Source organism: Sutcliffiella sp. NPDC057660 (genome assembly GCF_042800035.1).
In the GTDB taxonomy this organism is placed as follows: domain Bacteria; phylum Bacillota; class Bacilli; order Bacillales; family Bacillaceae_I; genus Sutcliffiella_A.
The window spans coordinates 49,741-64,440 of sequence record NZ_JBHVHV010000019.1 but is presented as its reverse complement, the minus strand read 5'-3'; the positions used below and the strand labels follow the sequence as shown (position 1 = coordinate 64,440).

Here is a 14,700-nt window from a genome sequence, read left to right as displayed (position 1 = left end):
TTTACCACTCATCCTGATTCTGCTTTTGTTCGTAAAGACGGAAGTTTCCAGTAGCAATTCTTTCATTTGTTCTTTTTTCGATTCTTGCGCTGCAATCATCACACATATAAGTGTGGATAGGTCTGTTACGAAGTCTTTTTGCTATCAGGGATTCATCATTTATACTTTCAATTTTATCGCAAATTACACACTTGACTCTCATGGTCCACCTCATCTAATCCAACATTACGTATAGTATAGCATAAAGGTGAGGGAACAGAATAACAAAAGAAGGGCCGATTATTTTCAATATAATAGTAGCACGCCCCAAAGAACGCTTGTGGTATGATAATAGAAAATCCAATTTGCAGGGGGTATTATGAATGCCAAATCTGGTGGAATCGACACTTGTCGAATCGCTGTTGTCGGCTTTACAGGAAGAGCAGCTTGTTTCCATTAGCACAGTGGATTATGAAACAGGTGGTCCAAATGTCAGTGCTTTGTCCTGGATCTATGCCAGTGACGAGGCAACCATCCATCTTGCAGTTACCGCCAAGTCCAGGATTGTCCAAAATATCGAAAACAATAACCATGTTGTGGTTACGTTGTATGCCAATGAATCGGTCTATTCCATCCATACCACAGCAAATGTTCAAGAAAAAGAGACAGACCAGCTTCCTCTAAAGCTGGCACTCATAACCTTGAATATAAAAGAGGTACGAGACGTGATGTTCTATGGTGCTAAAATATGTGTTGAACCTCGGTTCGAAAAAACATATGACAAGGAAGCAGCAAAAAAACTTGATCAGCAAGTAATGAAACTCCTAAAGAATCTAAGGTAAAGACATGAAGAAAGTGCCGAACACACATGGAAAAGATTGTGGTTCTGGCACTTTTTTTTATTCCTGTTCTACCTTTTTATTTCTGTCTTCATCCTTTTGGTTATTGGATTGTTCCTGCTGTTTTTCTTCCAATTCTCTTTCTTGACCTTTTGGAAGTTGAGAATTGTTCTGCTCTGTCGGATTCGGAGCAGTCGGTTCTTTCAAATCAATCGGAATCTCCGGCATCACACGTCCCACTATTTCGGCAAGTTCCTCCATAATCCCGGCAATTGGCCTCCCGCGCTGAATGTCCCTCCCCATTTCTTCCAGGCGGACAAAGGAGTCCGCATCTGCAATGATGACAGCTGTTGCACCATAAGGATCGTTTTTCAAGCTTTCTGCCACCGAGTATTTGATGGTGCTTACTCTTGCACGATCCAGATCAGAATTGACATCTATACCAACCACAGCATATGGTCCCAATACAACGGCAGTTGCATCATTGACATTCGGTACGCGTGTAGCCAATTCTACAAGATGAGCGGAAACCTCTTGTCCCGTTTTTCTATCCACATGTATATCAGCAGAGTCCTTGACATGGATAATCTGAGACTTATCATCTTCTTCTCGGGATATATTCCGGGGCTGATTATTACAACCCGAAACAGCCAGTATAACGATGAATAACACCAAAAGTCGTATTTTCATTCTACTCACTCCTTTAACGTACTTTGACCAATTTTTCATGTCGCTTGATTTTATTGTTTATTTGTTCTTCTATCTTTATTCATTTTGACATATATTTTATCAACGGTCCGTCCCTTAATATGGTCAAGCAAAAGAGCTCGCAATACAGTGGGGCCATAATTTCTGAAGGTGATGGATGCCTTGATTCACTCCCGAAAGAAAATGAGAATATAGAGCCAGGAGTAGGAGGCGGCAGGTTGAATAAAATTTATGTCTTAGATACAAATGTATTGTTACAGGATCCATATTCCATCTATTCTTTTTCTGATAATGAAGTGGTTATACCGGCAGTAGTCCTGGAAGAGGTGGATTCTAAAAAACGATATATGGATGAAATAGGAAGAAATGCAAGGCAAGTGTCAAAAATTATCGATTCATTAAGGGAAACAGGCAAGCTGCATGAAAAAATTCCTTTGCACAATGGAGGCGCCCTGAGAATTGAACTGAATCATCGAAGCTTCCATCAGCTGCAGGAAATTTTTGTGGAAAAGACGAATGATAACCGGATCCTAGCAGTAGCCAAAAACCTTTCATTGGAAGAGCAGACAAAAGAGGATGGAAGAGCTGTCATCCTAGTCAGCAAAGACGCGCTTGTAAGGGTAAAAGCAGATGCGATCGGCCTTACATCCGAGGATTTCCTCAATGATCGAGTGGTGGAAGTGGATCACATTTATAAAGGGTTTTTGGAGGTTTATGTTGCGCCAGATAAAATGAACCTCTTTTATGAAAAGGGGGAAATGAATGTATCGGAGCTTGCAAATCATCCCTTTTACGCTAACCAATTCATCATTATGAAAGACGCTTTGGGAGGGTCTGCATCAGCGCTGGGGCTTGTTGATGGAACGGGAAAAAAGGTGAAGAAACTAGTGTTTGATCAGGATCACATCTGGGGAATCAGGGCAAGAAATGTACAACAGACGATGGCGTTTGAAATGCTACTCCGAGCTGACATTCCACTGGTTACCCTGACAGGAAAAGCTGGCACCGGAAAAACACTCTTGGCATTGGCGGCGGGGCTGCTGCAGACGGAAGACCTAAACCGCTACAAAAAACTGCTCGTTGCAAGGCCTATTGTACCTGTAGGAAAGGATATCGGATTTCTGCCAGGCGAAAAAGAGGAAAAACTAAGGCCATGGATGCAGCCTATTTTTGATAATCTGGAGTATCTGTTCAATACGAAGAAACCAGGTGAACTCGATGCCATATTGGCAGGTATGGGATCGATTGAAGTGGAGGCTTTGACTTATATAAGAGGAAGAAGCATCCCTGAACAATTTATCATCATTGATGAAGCCCAGAACCTTACAAAGCATGAGGTGAAAACGATACTTACGAGGGTAGGGGAACGAAGTAAAATAGTCCTGATGGGAGACCCTGAACAGATCGACCATCCGTATCTTGATGAATATAATAATGGTCTGACATATGTAGTGGAACGATTTAAGGATCAAAAGCTGGCAGGACATGTCAAGCTGATCAAAGGGGAAAGGTCCATGCTGGCAAAATTGGCGGCAGATCTCCTTTAGGGCTGAAATATTTTGCTGCAAAAGCAAGGGTCTGAGATGTTTCCTCTCAGACCCAAAGGCGGCGCATATTCACTTTACGATTATTCTATTTACACACTTTAAAGGTGTATGCTGATTGGATCCGTCCCCAAAGTAAACATGGACAGGTCCATCTTCTTTCAAAGGTTTGCCCTTATTGGAGAATCCAAAAATAATATCTTGTGCTTGGTCGATAGCTACTTCCACTTCTTGTTCGCCGCAGACAAAGACGATAGAGGAAGCATCCTCATGCGGCTCAGCATTTTGCAGGAAGGGAGCGAATTTAATACCGAATGATCCTGTTAACAACTGCTCCTTTTTAAATCTTCGCTCTGTTTTTAATGTTGGTGGCTGGATGGCACCCTCGCTTATTTCGCGTTCCCACTGTTTTGAAGCAGCCTTCGTGTAGGCCTCTAGTTCGTCAAGCTCCTCACTTTTTTGTTCTGTGAAATATGTATCCAAATCCAAACGGCGGTCGTCAAAAATCCACACACCTGGATCTAATGTTATGGAGAATTGCACCTTTCCTTCAATTCTGATGATTGATTCCATGTTGTCCCCCTTGAAATTGTTGTCTTTTTCATCATTATAATGCCTAAAGAAATTTTTGTCATGTCCACAGAAGCCCCGGGCAAATCAACCCTTCCTTTATTGACCCGAGAATCCAATCTTTTCGCACGAAGCTTGCAATTTTTCCAGAATAACGATAATATTTAAAGATAAGATAGGTATTTGTTCGTAAACGGAGGGATCGATATTGGCATCAGATATCGTGGTCGATCATCGTGATAAAGCTATTTCGCTTTTAAAGGCTGATTCAGATAAAATTTTGAAGTTGATTCAAGTACAAATGGATAATTTGACTATGCCTCAATGTCCACTTTACGAAGAGGTCCTGGATACACAAATGTTTGGTTTGTCCAGGGAAATGGACTTCGCTGTTCGCCTAGGCCTGATTTCCGAAAAGGAAGGCAAAGACATCCTTTCCAAGCTTGAAAGGGAATTGTCTGCTTTACATGAAGCCTGGGAGAAAAATTGAATGAATAGAACGCTCAATCTACAACAACATTGTTGATTGAGCGTTTTTATTAATCAAAAAAGATAAGTAAATATTTACATTTTTCCGAATATCCGATGTGAAAAGAAGGAAAAATTTAAATACATAAGGTATAATTGCAAGTATAATTGAAAAAATATTCTAAACTTTTCTGGAGAGAAGTAGCTACTAGGGGGAGACAAAATGACGAAGAAAATCAATAAGATCCTTGTTGCCAACCGCGGCGAGATTGCAATTCGTGTTTTTCGAGCTTGTACAGAATTAAATATTCGAACGGTTGCTATTTACTCAAATGAAGATATCGGGTCCTTTCACCGGTATAAAGCGGATGAAGCGTATCTAGTGGGAGAAGGAAAGAAGCCGATCGATGCCTATCTGGATATTGAAGGCATCATTGAAATAGCGAAGGCAAATGATGTGGATGCCATTCATCCAGGATATGGTTTTTTATCGGAGAACATTCATTTTGCTAAAAAATGTGAAGAAGAGGGCATTGTTTTTATTGGACCAACCTCCAGGCATCTAGATATGTTCGGAGACAAAGTAAAAGCTCGAAGCCAAGCACAGCTGGCAAACATCCCGGTTATTCCCGGAACGGACGGGCCTGTCGATTCGCTTGATGAGGTCATGGATTTTGCAGCAACTTACAGCTACCCGTTGATGATCAAGGCCGCTTTAGGTGGCGGTGGACGAGGAATGCGTATTGTCCGCAGCAAATCAGAATTGAAAGAGGCTTTTGAACGTGCAAAATCGGAGGCTAAAGCTGCATTTGGCAACGATGATGTATACATAGAAAAATTGATAGAGAACCCGAAGCATATCGAAGTGCAGATTTTGGGGGACCAGCATGGAGAAATCATACACTTATTCGAGCGTGACTGCTCCATTCAACGACGTCACCAAAAGGTAGTGGAGATCGCGCCAAGTGTCTCCATCCCTGATGAACTGCGTGACCGGATCTGCAATGCTGCAGTGGAACTGATGAAGAATGTGGATTACATTAATGCCGGGACAGTGGAGTTCCTTGTGGCCGGGGATGAATACTACTTTATTGAAGTAAACCCGCGCGTGCAGGTTGAGCATACCATCACAGAGATGGTGACCGGTATTGATATCGTACAATCACAAATCATGATTGCAGAAGGACATGCACTGCATGGAAGCAAGCTCGGTATACCGAAGCAAGAGGATATTCGAGTTCATGGTTTTGCCATTCAATCCCGAGTTACAACAGAAGATCCGTTAAATGGCTTCATGCCTGATACCGGAAAGATCATGGCATACCGCTCTGGGGGTGGTTTTGGTGTCCGTCTGGATGCAGGAAACGGCTATCAGGGCGCTGTGATAACCCCTTACTACGATTCCTTGCTCGTAAAGCTATCCACTTGGGCACTGACCTTTGAGCAGGCAGCTAACAAGATGGAGCGGAATTTAAAGGAGTTTCGTATTCGTGGAATAAAAACGAATATTCCTTTTCTGGAGAATGTTGTACGCCATCCGAAATTTATGAATGGTGAATATGATACATCATTTATTGATACGACACCTGAATTGTTCGTGTTTCCAAAGCGAAAAGACCGTGGAACCAAAATGCTTAGCTATATCGGGAACGTTACCGTTAATGGATTCCCGGGAGTGGAAAAGCGAAAGAAGCCGATCTTCCCAAATCCTAGAATGCCGCAAATGAAAGGCATGGATACGGTTCCAAACGGTACAAAGCAGATATTGGATGAGCGAGGTGCAGACGGACTTGTCAAATGGATCGGTGAGCAAAAGGAAGTGCTCTTAACTGACACAACCTTCCGCGATGCGCATCAGTCACTGCTTGCTACACGCCTGCGTACACATGATATCAAGCAGATTGCGGAACCGACCGCAAAACTGCTGCCAAACCTATTTTCGATGGAAATGTGGGGGGGAGCTACCTTTGATGTCGCATACCGTTTCTTAAGTGAAGATCCATGGGACCGTCTTCTCACCTTGCGTGAAAAGGCACCAAACGTGCTTTTCCAAATGCTGTTGCGTGCTTCCAATGCAGTAGGCTACAAAAACTATCCGGATAACTTGATAAAAGAATTCGTGGAAAAATCCGCATATGCCGGGGTGGATGTGTTCCGGATCTTTGATAGCTTGAACTGGGTCAAAGGAATGACTTTAGCTATTGATGCAGTGAGGGATAGCGGTAAAATCGCCGAGGCTGCCATCTGCTACACAGGTGATATCAACGATCCTGCCAGAACGAAATATGACCTGAACTATTACTGTAGCCTTGCTAAGGAATTGGAATCCAGCGGTGCACATATCCTGGCTATAAAAGATATGGCGGGGCTTTTGAAGCCACAGGCTGCCTACCGACTGATCTCTACACTCAAGGAAACGATAGATATACCTATTCACCTTCATACCCATGACACAAGCGGGAATGGAATCTATATGTATGCAAAAGCAATAGAAGCCGGTGTTGATATAGTCGATGTCGCTATCAGCTCGATGGCAGGTTTGACCTCACAACCAAGTGCAAACTCATTGTACTACGCCCTGGAGGAAACGGAGCGCAAACCTGACGTGTCTGTGAAAGCGTTGGAGCAGCTATCTCACTATTGGGAGGATGTCCGAAAATATTACAGCGATTTTGAAAGTGGAATGATGAGTCCTCACTCTGAAGTATATATGCATGAAATGCCTGGAGGGCAATACAGTAATCTTCAACAGCAAGCGAAAGCCGTGGGGCTTGGTGCGCGCTGGGAGGAAGTAAAAGAGATGTACCGCCGGGTAAATGATATGTTCGGAGATATCGTCAAAGTAACACCTTCTTCCAAAGTGGTGGGGGATATGGCCTTGTTTATGGTTCAAAACAATCTTACTGAGGAAGATGTAATAGAAAAAGGAGAATCCATTGATTTCCCCGACTCCGTCATCGAACTTTTTGAAGGCTACTTGGGGCAACCACATGGCGGATTCCCGAAAGAGCTGCAGAAGGTTATTTTGAAAGGCAAATCACCGATTACAGTCAGACCTGGCGAACTATTGGATGATGTGGACTTCGATGATATCCGGCAAAAATTGTTTGATACATTGAACCGTCAGGTGACAAGCCACGAGATAATTGCATATGCTCTGTATCCGAAAGTATTTCTCGATTACCAGAAGAAGCAGGAGGAATACGGAAATGTTTCCGTGATTGATACTCCGACCTTCTTTTTCGGAATGAGGCTTGGAGAAGAGATTCAAGTGGAAATTGAACAAGGGAAAACATTGATGGTAAAGCTTGTTTCAATTGGACAACCTCAAAGGGATGGAATGAGAGTGGTCTACTTTGAATTGAATGGACAGCCTCGTGAAGTGAATATCAAGGACGAAAGCGTGAAGTCGGCTGTTGTGACCAAACCGAAAATGGATGGCAGCAATCCGACTCATATTGGAGCAACCATGCCAGGCACCGTCATTAAGGTACTAGTTGAAAAAGGGGAGAAGGTCTCCAAAGGTGACCACCTCATGATCACCGAAGCCATGAAAATGGAAACGACCGTTCAGGCACCTTTCAGCGGCACGGTCAAGGAAATCCATGCAAACGCCGGAGAAGGCATAGCCACAGGTGATTTATTAATAGAAGTGGAACAGATCTAATCAGTTTTGATTAAAGAAAAGCCCCAAAAAGAAACGAAAATCGTTCCGTTTTGAGGTGCATTTTTAATAATATGTGCTGAAATGACAGTCGTATGGGCATCATTATTGGTATATAAAAAAGTGAAACTCGCCGAAGTAATTGGCGAGTTTCTTTTATTAGGGATACAAAAACCAAATTTAAATATAACCTCACTCACAGATGATTCCGTTCGTTGTAAAGTCTTGTCCTTTATCGAAGAACCAGCAAAAGTATAATAAGCGGAGATTTTCCGGTTAAATGCAGAATCTAGCTAGTTTCGGGACAAATAAGGGGAGTTTTTCCGCTTATGTACAGCAAAATCACCCAAATTCGAATTTTACGAGTCAATAGGCGGAATTTCTCCATCTATTTCAGCCTTTTTTAAATGGTAATTACAAATTAAGCAAAATTGTTCCGTCTATTTATCTGTTTATGTACTTACCTGATCTCCCAACCGAAAAGTGCGAACCTCTTAATCCTAGATGAAGGATTAAGCATCCAAAGATCAATAAAATTCAAAACCGTACTGTAAATTAAGAAAAAAGCGAGGGATCTATTAGTTGATCCGCTCGCTTTTATTGCTGTTTCAGCCTATTCACTTTATTTCGAGTCACTAGCATGAATAGATAGCTAAGCACTCCGAAAAGGCAGGAAATAATTAATGCGTGTAACAGGGAAACAAAAATATTCAATTTAGTTAACACTACTAAAGCACCTGTTGTCGCTTGCAACAAAACTAGTCCCGCGCAAATCATCCAACCTTTATATATAACTGGTTGATGCTTATACTTCCTAAAGCTAAGAATTGTCACATAAATGATCCAGACTACAATAAGTCCAGCAGCTGCCCGGTGACCCATTTGAATCCATTCATGCATTTGTGTAGGAATGCCAAGTCCATTTCGGGTACATGTCGGCCATGTAGGGCATGCTAAACTTGCACCAACATGGCGAACCAAAGCGCCTGAATACACAACCATATAACAATAGGTGATGATCCCGATGATATGATAGGACATTCGGCGGTCTATAATCAATGTTTCAGCATCAAACCGCTTGTCTGCTTCGAAAATAAGTAATGTCAGCAGAAATACAGAAGCGAATGAGACTAGAGAAATTCCGAAATGTAGCGCTAATACAGCTGAAGATTGTCCCCAGATAACCGCTGCTGCCCCAATAAGAGCCTGAAGAATCAGAACGGCAAATGAAAGCAGTGCAAGAAATTTCGTTTCTCTCTTATGGCCAATTGCTCTCCAAGCCCAAACAGCCAATACCAATACCATGATGCCAGCCAAGCCGGAAACGATACGGTGACTCAGTTCGACAATCAGTGCAAAATCGATATTGCTGGGAATCAATTCGCCATGACATAATGGCCAGCTTCTTCCGCACCCCATACCTGATCCGGTTTTGGTAACTAGAGCTCCCCCGATTAATACAAAAAGCATGACAATAGAGGTACAAACGGCGAACCATTTCAATAATTTATACAACCGATTCACCTTCTAACAAAGAATTTATTTCTCCCATATATATTAAAACAAGCAGAAATGGTAAAATAGTAAACGTCCTCCCCATACTACACAATGTAACGGAAATTGACAATATCCAACATGAAGTTACAAAAGCGATTTATTATCGTGAAAAAGGTTGAATAATGGTGTGGAGTTTGCTAGAAATATATATGGGACATGTTGAAATTGTAGCTGTCCAATCGACTATATGATCAACAAACCCTATTATATACTGATTTAGAGAGTGTAGGTAATATTCTGTGTAGGTGACACAAATTAGTCATATTTTCTTCAAATATAATTCACAATGTTTTAGGCAAATATGATTTAATATACAGAGAGAATGTTACTTAACATCCTTGTGTTTTCGTGTGTTTTGCACTATCTCAAAGTTCCTTAGTGGAAACGGATTCAATCCTTATTTTACAGGATATAATGTGTTTAACATGTATGTACCAAGGTTCAAAGGAGGAATACAAATGGCAAAATTGAGGACTTTGGATCAAGCATCTGCTTCTTTGTCAGGTGACCGTCCTCAAGATAAAGAAGTGAATTCTGTTTGGAAGGACTTCTTAGCGCTTATTAAAATAGGGATTGTCAATTCTAATTTTATCACTACTTTTACTGGGCTTTGGTTAGCATTGTTTTTTACCCAAAGAAGTTTTATAGCCAATATAGATGTTGTTCTACTCACAATTATCGGTTCTTCACTGGTTGTAGCCGGATCGTGCAGTCTTAACAACTATATCGATCGCGATATTGACCATCTAATGAAAAGAACCAAAAACCGTCCTACCGTAACAGGTCGAATGAATCCGGTAGGTGCACTTTATCTTGGACTGGCTTTAACAATTATCGGAACTATTCTTTTAGCGATGACAACATATACTGCAGCCATTATTGGTTTGATAGGAGCCTTCACTTATGTGGTCCTATATTCTATGTGGTCTAAAAGAAGGAATACTTTAAATACAGTGATAGGCAGTATTTCCGGTGCAGTCCCACCGCTAATTGGCTGGGCAGCGGTAGATCCTAACCTTTCATTGATTGCTTGGATGCTGTTTTTCATCATGTTCCTTTGGCAGATTCCACATTTTCTGGCAATCGCGATTCGTCGCTGTGAAGAATATCGGAGTGCCGGTATCCCGATGCTCCCTGTCGTACATGGATTCAACATAACCAGACGACAAATGCTCGTATGGGTGGCATGTCTATTGCCATTGCCATTCTATATGTTTGACCTGGGCCTTGCTTTTGTCATATTGGCAACCCTCCTTAATCTGGGCTGGCTCGCATTAAGCGTCGCAGGATTTAGAATGAAGGATGAAATGAAGTGGGCAACATTGATGTTTGTCTATTCCTTGAATTATCTTACCATCCTTTTTGTTTCCATGATTATTGTTACCATTTTTTAAAACAAGGCAGTATAAGCCCAGATCCTATAGAGGAATGACTGTCTTTTTTTGACGGAAACTTTAAAGTTGAAGGGTGAAAGAGTGCAAGCTGTGGTATAGTAACAACTAGAGGAAAAAATTTTCATCTAATGAAGAGAGAATGTGTAAAGGACCTCGACACCATAAGTCATTTTCCGGCAGATGTTTCTGTTAACCTCTGTCGGAAAATGCCTTATGCTTGTCGAGGCTACATAAAAGCGAAGAGAACCTGCCTTCAACTACTGAGCATCTTGTTATGCGCTCAAATTGCATGCAGCACTTTCCGCTTTCCAAATTATGATTTAATTCTTTCTCTTCGATTGGAAGGAATTTATCAATACATTCTACTTCACTTACTAAATATGAAAGAGGGGTTTGATTAAGCTATGAAGAAATGGCTACCAAATTGGCGAATTCTATCGCTTTTTAGTGTAATGACGCTATTCTTAGCAGGCTGTGGTAAACCATTCTTATCTGCACTTCAGCCGGTTGGTGAGGTAGCAGATATGCAAAAATCACTGATCTTGTTAAGTTCAGCAATTATGATTCTTGTAGTAGTGGTTGTTTCCATTATCTTCGTTTACGTTGTGATTAAGTTCCGTCAACGTGATGGAGAAGAAGAGCGCATTCCTAAACAAGTAGAAGGAAGCCACAAATTAGAAATTACCTGGACTGTTATTCCGATTTTACTATTATTGATCCTAGCAGTTCCAACTGTTTCCTACACATTCCAATTGGCTGATGTGAAGGAAATGGAGAAAGAAGAGACTGACGCACTTGTTGTTAATGTTACTGCACATTTGTACTGGTGGGAGTTTGAATATCCCAACCAAGAGGTAGTAACAAGTCAGGACCTATACGTACCAACAGATGAGAAGATTTACTTCAATCTTAAAGCAAGCGATGTAAAACATTCTTTCTGGATTCCTTCTGCTGGGGGGAAAATGGATACGAATACAGAAAACGAAAACAAGTTCTGGCTGGAGTTCGACTCCAAACGTGTAGGGCAGGCACCTGATGAACTTTTCTACGGAAAATGTGCCGAGCTTTGCGGACCTTCACATGCATTGATGGACTTTAAAGTGAAAACACTTCCTCGCGACGAGTTCGACCAATGGATTGAGAACATGAAGAGTGCAGAGCCAACTGCAGAAACTGAACTTGCGCAAGCAGGGGAAGAAATTTTCGAACAAAGCTGTATTACCTGTCACGCAGTTTCTGCTGATCAAAAGGGTGTTGCACCTAACTTGACTAACTTCGGCAGCAGGGAAATGGTTGCTGGTCATGAAGCAAACACGCCTGAAAACCTGGCTGACTGGTTGGAAGATCCAGAGACTTTCAAACCAGGAAACAAAATGACTGGTGCTTACGACGATCTTAAACCAAATGAAATAGAAGCACTTGTAGAATATTTATCAGGACTAAAAGTAGAATAGATTTTCACGAAAAGGAGGTTACATTGTGAGTACGTTAGCACAGAAAAAGGGATTTGGCGCAACAGTATGGGATTACCTGACAACGGTTGACCATAAGAAAATTGCCATCCTTTACTTAATTGCCGGCGGATTCTTCTTTGTCGTCGGTGGGATAGAAGCGATGCTTATTCGTATCCAACTGGCAGTGCCGGATAGCGGCTTCATTGCTGCTGGATTATATAATGAAATACTTACAATGCATGGTACAACCATGATATTCCTGGCTGCGATGCCGCTATTGTTTGCATTTATGAACGCTGCGATGCCATTGCAAATCGGTGCACGTGACGTTGCATTCCCGTTCATCAATGCACTCGGATTTTGGTTGTTCCTATTCGGTGGGATTTTCCTAAACCTTAGCTGGTTCCTAGGAGGAGCACCTGATGCAGGTTGGACCTCTTATGCGTCCCTGTCATTGGCATCCCCAGGTCATGGTATTGACTTTTATGTACTTGGACTTCAAATCTCAGGTATCGGTACGTTAATTGGTGGTATCAACTTCCTTGTTACCATCATCAACATGCGTGCACCTGGTATGACTTATATGCGTATGCCACTTTTCACATGGTCTACGTTTGTAGCATCTGCACTTATTCTTTTCGCTTTCCCTCCATTAACGGTTGGATTGGCTCTAATGATGCTTGACCGTCTATTCGGTTCTGCATTCTTTGATCCTGCTCTTGGCGGGAACACCGTAATCTGGGAGCATTTATTCTGGATCTTCGGACATCCTGAGGTATACATATTGATCTTACCGGCATTCGGTATTTTCTCTGATGTATTCTCAACTTTCTCTAAAAAGCGACTATTTGGTTATTCATCCATGGTATTCGCAACAGTTCTTATCGGATTCCTAGGATTCATGGTATGGGCTCACCATATGTTCACTACTGGACTTGGACCAATTGCGAATGCAATTTTCGCTGTTGCAACAATGGCAATTGCCGTTCCGACAGGTATCAAAATCTTCAACTGGATGTTCACGATGTGGGGTGGACAGTTGAAAATAAATACTGCAATGCTTTGGTCTGTAGCCTTTATCCCGACTTTCGTACTTGGTGGGGTAACAGGTGTAATGCTAGCATCAGCAGCTGCTGACTATCAGTACCATGATTCCTACTTTGTAGTAGCTCACTTCCACTATGTAATCGTTGGTGGGGTTGTTTTTGGTCTATTTGCTGGTCTACACTACTGGTGGCCAAAAATGTTTGGAAAATTCCTGGACGAAACATTAGGAAAGATTACTTTCTGGTTGTTCTTCTTTGGATTCCATTTAACATTCTTCATTCAGCATTTCCTTGGACTGATGGGTATGCCTCGCCGTGTATTCACGTTCAAAGCGGATCAAGGTTGGGATCTTTCCAACTTGATAAGTTCAATCGGAGCTGCTTTCATGGCTATCGCTACAATCGTGCTAGTCATCAATATCGTAAAAACTGCATTAAGCAAACAGACAGTTGCTGGCGATGCATGGGGTTATGGCCGTACATTGGAATGGACCATCCCATCTCCGCCGCCAGAATACAACTTCAAGCAAACTCCACTTGTACGTGGATTAGATCCTCTATGGGTTGAGAAAATGGAAGGCAAAAAAGGTATGACTCCTGCTGAGCCTGTTGGAGATATCCATATGCCGAATGGTTCCATTCTTCCACTCATCATTTCGTTTGGTCTATTCGTTGCCGCGTTTGGTGTAATGTACAGATTGGATTATGCATGGGGATTACCTGTGATGATTCTTGGATTGGTAATTACATTCGGTGCAATGTTCTTGCGTTCTGTAATCGACGATCATGGGTATCATATTCATAAGGAAGATCTATTGGCTGAAGATGATGACAAGGGGGCGAAGTTATAATGCATACAGAAGAAAAATTAACTGCAGAAACTTTTCCAGCATCGCCTGAAAAAGCGACCCTTGAAGGTAAAAACAAATTTTTAGGCTTTTGGCTCTTCCTTGGGGGAGAAACAGTTCTATTTGCATCTTTGTTTGCAACATATCTTGCATTGAATGATTCAACTGCTGGCGGCCCGACGTCGAAGGAAATGTTCGACTTGCCTCTAGTGTTTGCGGCGACCATGTTGCTTTTGACAAGTTCATTGACGAGTGTGTACGCTATGTATCATATGAAAAACTTCAATTTCAGGAAAATGCAATTATGGATGGGTATCACTTGGTTACTCGGTCTTGCGTTCCTTCTCCTTGAAATTTACGAATTCTATCATTATATACATCATTATGGACACACATTCACTAGCAGTGCATTCGGTTCCGCGTTCTATACATTAGTAGGTACTCACGGTGCCCACGTATTCTTTGGTCTTTTATGGATCGGTACATTGTTGATCCGTAACATGAAGCGTGGTCTTGACCTGTACAATGCTCCAAAGTTCTATGTAGCATCATTATACTGGCACTTTATCGACGTTGTATGGTTGTTCATCTTTACTGTAGTATACTTAATGGGAATGGTGTGATGACAT

Annotated in this window: 12 protein-coding genes; 8 read left to right on the top strand and 4 right to left on the bottom strand. The window is 41.9% G+C overall.

What is annotated here, in order from left to right:
* Position 1 precedes the first annotated feature (1 nt).
* Positions 2 to 202 carry a YlaI family protein gene (locus ACFVAD_RS20005; RefSeq protein ID WP_204418513.1) on the bottom strand — a complete coding sequence of 67 codons (201 nt, stop codon included), beginning with the start codon at positions 200 to 202 and terminating at the stop codon, positions 2 to 4.
* A gap of 160 nt (positions 203 to 362) precedes the next feature.
* Here ACFVAD_RS20005 and ACFVAD_RS20000 point away from each other — a divergent pair, with 160 nt between their 5' ends.
* Positions 363 to 821 (top strand): pyridoxamine 5'-phosphate oxidase family protein, encoded by a 459-nt coding sequence (locus tag ACFVAD_RS20000; RefSeq protein WP_386644263.1) that lies wholly within the window; start codon positions 363 to 365, stop codon positions 819 to 821.
* A gap of 57 nt (positions 822 to 878) precedes the next feature.
* Here the strand turns inward: ACFVAD_RS20000 and ACFVAD_RS19995 are convergent, their stop codons facing one another.
* Positions 879 to 1,508 carry a YhcN/YlaJ family sporulation lipoprotein gene (locus ACFVAD_RS19995; RefSeq protein ID WP_386644260.1) on the bottom strand — a complete coding sequence of 210 codons (630 nt, stop codon included), beginning with the start codon at positions 1,506 to 1,508 and terminating at the stop codon, positions 879 to 881.
* Positions 1,509 to 1,744: 236 nt separating this feature from the next.
* On the opposite strand from ACFVAD_RS19995, the gene ACFVAD_RS19990 reads away from it, so the two are divergent.
* Positions 1,745 to 3,073: a PhoH family protein gene (locus ACFVAD_RS19990; RefSeq protein WP_386644257.1), complete on the top strand. Its 1,329-nt coding sequence runs from the start codon at positions 1,745 to 1,747 to the stop codon at positions 3,071 to 3,073.
* Between the two features lie 69 nt (positions 3,074 to 3,142).
* On the opposite strand, the gene ACFVAD_RS19985 is transcribed toward ACFVAD_RS19990, so the two are convergent.
* Entirely contained in the window at positions 3,143 to 3,643 is a 501-nt protein-coding gene (locus ACFVAD_RS19985) for a peptidyl-prolyl cis-trans isomerase (protein ID WP_386644254.1), read from the bottom strand.
* Positions 3,644 to 3,848: 205 nt separating this feature from the next.
* On the opposite strand from ACFVAD_RS19985, the gene ACFVAD_RS19980 reads away from it, so the two are divergent.
* Positions 3,849 to 4,130 carry an Fpa/YlaN family protein gene (locus tag ACFVAD_RS19980; RefSeq protein ID WP_204418508.1) on the top strand — a complete coding sequence of 94 codons (282 nt, stop codon included), beginning with the start codon at positions 3,849 to 3,851 and terminating at the stop codon, positions 4,128 to 4,130.
* Between the two features lie 201 nt (positions 4,131 to 4,331).
* A complete protein-coding gene (pyc, locus tag ACFVAD_RS19975) occupies positions 4,332 to 7,775 on the top strand; it encodes a pyruvate carboxylase (RefSeq protein ID WP_386644250.1) in 3,444 nt (1,147 codons plus the stop codon).
* Positions 7,776 to 8,369: 594 nt separating this feature from the next.
* On the opposite strand, the gene ACFVAD_RS19970 is transcribed toward pyc, so the two are convergent.
* A complete protein-coding gene (locus ACFVAD_RS19970; RefSeq protein WP_386644247.1) occupies positions 8,370 to 9,287 on the bottom strand; it encodes a COX15/CtaA family protein in 918 nt (305 codons plus the stop codon).
* 500 nt (positions 9,288 to 9,787) lie between these two features.
* On the opposite strand from ACFVAD_RS19970, the gene cyoE reads away from it, so the two are divergent.
* The 4 genes from cyoE to ctaE all read left to right on the top strand — a co-directional run bounded on the left by cyoE (position 9,788) and on the right by ctaE (position 14,694).
* Positions 9,788 to 10,723 (top strand): heme o synthase, encoded by a 936-nt coding sequence (gene cyoE / locus ACFVAD_RS19965; protein WP_386644244.1) that lies wholly within the window; start codon positions 9,788 to 9,790, stop codon positions 10,721 to 10,723.
* Between the two features lie 404 nt (positions 10,724 to 11,127).
* Positions 11,128 to 12,177, top strand: a complete 1,050-nt coding sequence (gene coxB, locus ACFVAD_RS19960) for a cytochrome c oxidase subunit II (protein WP_386644241.1) — start codon at positions 11,128 to 11,130, stop codon at positions 12,175 to 12,177.
* 25 nt (positions 12,178 to 12,202) lie between these two features.
* Positions 12,203 to 14,074, top strand: coding sequence for a cytochrome c oxidase subunit I (gene ctaD / locus ACFVAD_RS19955; RefSeq protein ID WP_386644238.1), 1,872 nt, complete (start codon positions 12,203 to 12,205; stop codon positions 14,072 to 14,074).
* Positions 14,074 to 14,694 carry a cytochrome c oxidase subunit III gene (gene ctaE / locus ACFVAD_RS19950; protein ID WP_386644236.1) on the top strand — a complete coding sequence of 207 codons (621 nt, stop codon included), beginning with the start codon at positions 14,074 to 14,076 and terminating at the stop codon, positions 14,692 to 14,694. The genes ctaD and ctaE overlap by 1 nt, the downstream gene beginning before the upstream one ends.
* The last annotated feature ends 6 nt before the right edge of the window (positions 14,695 to 14,700 follow it).

Excerpts from the sequence above, each read along its gene's own strand:
- ACFVAD_RS20005 (WP_204418513.1), bottom strand. The coding sequence starts at position 202 with ATGAGAGTCAAGTGTGTAATTTGCGATAAAATTGAAAGTATAAATGAT.
- ACFVAD_RS20000 (WP_386644263.1), top strand. The coding sequence starts at position 363 with ATGCCAAATCTGGTGGAATCGACACTTGTCGAATCGCTGTTGTCGGCT.
- ACFVAD_RS19995 (WP_386644260.1), bottom strand. The coding sequence starts at position 1,508 with ATGAAAATACGACTTTTGGTGTTATTCATCGTTATACTGGCTGTTTCG.
- ACFVAD_RS19985 (WP_386644254.1), bottom strand. The coding sequence starts at position 3,643 with ATGGAATCAATCATCAGAATTGAAGGAAAGGTGCAATTCTCCATAACA.
- pyc (WP_386644250.1), top strand. The coding sequence starts at position 4,332 with ATGACGAAGAAAATCAATAAGATCCTTGTTGCCAACCGCGGCGAGATT.
- cyoE (WP_386644244.1), top strand. The coding sequence starts at position 9,788 with ATGGCAAAATTGAGGACTTTGGATCAAGCATCTGCTTCTTTGTCAGGT.
- coxB (WP_386644241.1), top strand. The coding sequence starts at position 11,128 with ATGAAGAAATGGCTACCAAATTGGCGAATTCTATCGCTTTTTAGTGTA.
- ctaE (WP_386644236.1), top strand. The coding sequence starts at position 14,074 with ATGCATACAGAAGAAAAATTAACTGCAGAAACTTTTCCAGCATCGCCT.